4 protein-coding genes are annotated in these 3025 nt (G+C 52.1%); all 4 read left to right on the top strand.

Features of this window, described 5'->3' with window-relative positions; translation table 11 throughout:
• Nucleotides 1-537 (top strand): biotin synthase BioB (locus tag ACQY6F_RS18615; protein WP_428776584.1); only part of this gene is annotated, 537 nt, incomplete at its 5' end.
• The gene (bioF, locus tag ACQY6F_RS18610) at nt 521-1675 is read left to right on the top strand and encodes an 8-amino-7-oxononanoate synthase (protein WP_428776583.1); all 1155 of its coding nucleotides are present in this window, start codon (nt 521-523) and stop codon (nt 1673-1675) included. The genes ACQY6F_RS18615 and bioF, both read left to right, overlap by 17 nt.
• The gene (gene bioC / locus ACQY6F_RS18605) at nt 1675-2478 is read left to right on the top strand and encodes a malonyl-ACP O-methyltransferase BioC (protein WP_428776582.1); all 804 of its coding nucleotides are present in this window, start codon (nt 1675-1677) and stop codon (nt 2476-2478) included. Before bioF ends, bioC begins: the two co-directional genes overlap by 1 nt.
• Nucleotides 2475-3025, top strand: a 551-nt coding sequence (bioD, locus tag ACQY6F_RS18600) for a dethiobiotin synthase (RefSeq protein ID WP_428776581.1), incomplete at its 3' end; no start/stop codon positions are given. The genes bioC and bioD, both read left to right, overlap by 4 nt.

Here is a 3025-nt window from a genome sequence, read left to right as displayed (position 1 = left end):
CGCCTCGATACGTTAGGGCATGTCAGAGACGCCGGAATGAAAATTTGTTCCGGTGGCATCATCGGCATGGGCGAGAGCGCCGGTGACCGTGCTGGGCTGTTGGTTGAACTGGCCAACCTGCCAACGCATCCGGAAAGTGTTCCGATTAACATGCTGGTGAAAGTAAAAGGCACGCCGCTGGAAGACGCTGAAGAAGTCGAACCATTTGATTTTATTCGTTTGATTGCTATAGCCCGGATCATGATGCCAAAGTCTGCCGTGCGTTTGTCTGCCGGTCGGGAAAATATGAATGAACAGATGCAAGCGCTGTGCTTTATGGCGGGGGCTAATTCGGTATTTTACGGCTGTAAGCTACTGACCACACCTAATCCGTCAGAAGATAAAGATCTGCAGTTGTTTAATAAACTGGGTATTAACCGCCAGCAGGTAGCACAGAAGCCGGATGAAATTCAGGAAAATGAGCTACTAGACCGGGTGGTAGAGCGGGTAGCAGCCCGGCCGGATAAAGACGACCTCTTCTATGACGCTACCGTTTAAGCAGCGCATCGAAAAGGCGCTGGATTCCCGCCGTGAGCAGGGGTTGACTCGTCGACTGCGCTGTCTGGACGGTGGTAATCAGCCAGAACTGACTGAAGGTGGTCAGCGCTATGTGAATTTCTCTAGTAACGATTACCTTGGTTTGGCCTGTGATTCTGAGCTGGCTGCTCAGTGGCAACAGGGGATTGCCCGTTATGGTAATGGCAGCGGCGCATCCCCTTTGGTGACTGGATTTAGCCATCCGCACAGGGAGCTAGAAGCGGCGTTGTGTGATTGGCTCGATTATCCTCGAGCAGTACTGTTTGGCTCAGGTTTTAGCGCCAATCAGGCGATGCTGTTCAGTTTGTTGCAGCAGGATGACTATCTGCTACAAGACAAACTCAACCATGCTTCGCTCATTGAAGCGGGTCTATTGTCGCCAGCCACAATGCGTCGCTTTCGCCACAACAGTGTCGAAAACCTCAGCGCTATGCTCAAACCCCAACAAAATACTCTGGTGGTAACCGAAGGCGTATTCAGTATGGACGGAGATTGCGCTCCGCTGGCGAAAATTTCGGCAGCGGTCCGGGATTCGGCCTGGTTAGCGGTAGACGATGCCCACGGCATCGGTGTGCTGGGAGAAGAGGGCCGTGGCAGTATTGACGTTCATAACGTTAAACCGCAACTGCTGGTGGTCACTTTTGGCAAGGCGTTTGGCATGTCTGGCGCCGCCATACTCTGTGACCACGCAGTAGGTGACTATTTAACTCAGTTCGCGCGGCATCACGTCTATTCAACCGCAATCCCACCGGCTCAGGCCTTTGCGTTAACCCATGCGGTGAAAATGATCCGTACCCAGCAGTGGCGCCGGGAGAAAAGTGCCGAACTGAGGGCGTTTTATGATGAACAATTGAGCCAGTTAGCTGGTTTTGTGGCAACGGATACTCCCATCAAGCCTTTTCAGCTGGGCGACTCACAGCGGGCATTGGAGGCGGGTGAGCAACTGCGCCAAAGGGGATTATGGCTAACAGCGATCCGCCCACCAACGGTACCTCAGGGAAGCGCACGGCTCAGAATTACCATTACCGCGAACCACACCAAAGCACAGCTGGCCAAGTTGGCTACTTCACTCAGTCATATTATGGAGCGGCAATCCTAATGGACAGTACCGCCAAAAAGTTAGATCGGGAACCAATGAATAAGCGAGCGATAGCAGATGCATTTGGCCGGGCAGCGGAAAGCTATGATCGCCATGCGGAGCTGCAGCGCCAGGTTGGGCATCAATTATTGGACCTAATGCCGGAAGATTTAACCGGTCTGACTGTGTTGGACTTAGGTTGTGGAACCGGTTATTTCTCACAACTACTGAAAAACAGAGGCGCCGAGGTATATTGCCTGGACCTTTCTTCTGAAATGCTGGCTGAAGCTGAGCGACGTTGCGGATCTATTGGCATGCGCTACCAGGTAGGGGATGCAGAACAGCTCCCGCTCGCCGATGCCAGTGTGGACATGGTGTTCTCTTCATTAGCACTGCAGTGGTGTGAGGATCTCTCAGTTCCGCTTGCGGAGGCATCCCGGGTCACCAAAGCCAATGGCAAGATCTTTTTCACTACCTTGCTGAGTGAATCGTTGTACGAATTACGTCAGGCATGGCGAGAGATTGATTCATATCAACACGTCAATGATTTTGTCTCTACCAATCAGGTAAAAATTGCGTTAGCGCAAGCCGAATGTGACCGTCATCACCTAGACTTAGCCACCTCTACACTCTGGTATCCTTCCGCTATGGCGCTAATGCGCGATTTAAAAGGCATTGGTGCGACGCATGTTTCAGGTCGAGCCAACGGCTTAACGGCTCCCGGGACGATTCGTCGACTGGAAAAGGCATATCAGAAATTCAGAAACCATCAGCATCTGCTGCCTGCCAGTTACCAGGTTTGTTTTGGAGTGATAGATTTATGATTGACGCGTTTTTTATTGCTGGTACCGATACCGATGTCGGCAAGACGGTAGCCTCAAAAGCAATATTGCAGGCGTTAGCCGAGCTAGGGGCATCCACTATAGGTTACAAACCTGTGGCTTCTGGCAGCGATGATACAGAACAAGGGTTACGCAATTCGGACGCACTCCATCTGCAGCAGGCTGCCACTGTGGAGTGCGATTATCAGGATATCAATCCTTACACGCTTCGTATTCCGGCCTCACCGCACATTGCTGCCAAGCGTGAAGGCGTAACAATAGATTTCAACTTGTTAAGCGATAAACTGGCCACCTTGCGAGAGCAGGCTGATGTGGTGTTGGTAGAAGGTGCCGGCGGCTGGCGGGTACCCGTCTCGGATGACGATTACTTGTCTTCCTGGGTAAAACAGGAACAGTTACCGGTCGTTCTGGTGGTGGGTATTAAACTGGGTTGTATGAGTCACGCCATGCTAACCGTAGAAGCGATCAAAGCGGATGGCTTAAACCTTGTGGGCTGGGTGGCGAATCGGGTTAATCCGGGTACCGAGCA

Source organism: Vibrio sp. (assembly GCF_050299255.1).
Lineage (GTDB): Bacteria > Pseudomonadota > Gammaproteobacteria > Enterobacterales > Vibrionaceae > Vibrio.
Note: the sequence above shows the minus strand (reverse complement) of the source record. Positions and strands in the feature narration are given on the sequence as shown.

Excerpts from the sequence above, each read along its gene's own strand:
- bioF (WP_428776583.1), top strand. The coding sequence starts at position 521 with ATGACGCTACCGTTTAAGCAGCGCATCGAAAAGGCGCTGGATTCCCGC.
- bioC (WP_428776582.1), top strand. The coding sequence starts at position 1,675 with ATGGACAGTACCGCCAAAAAGTTAGATCGGGAACCAATGAATAAGCGA.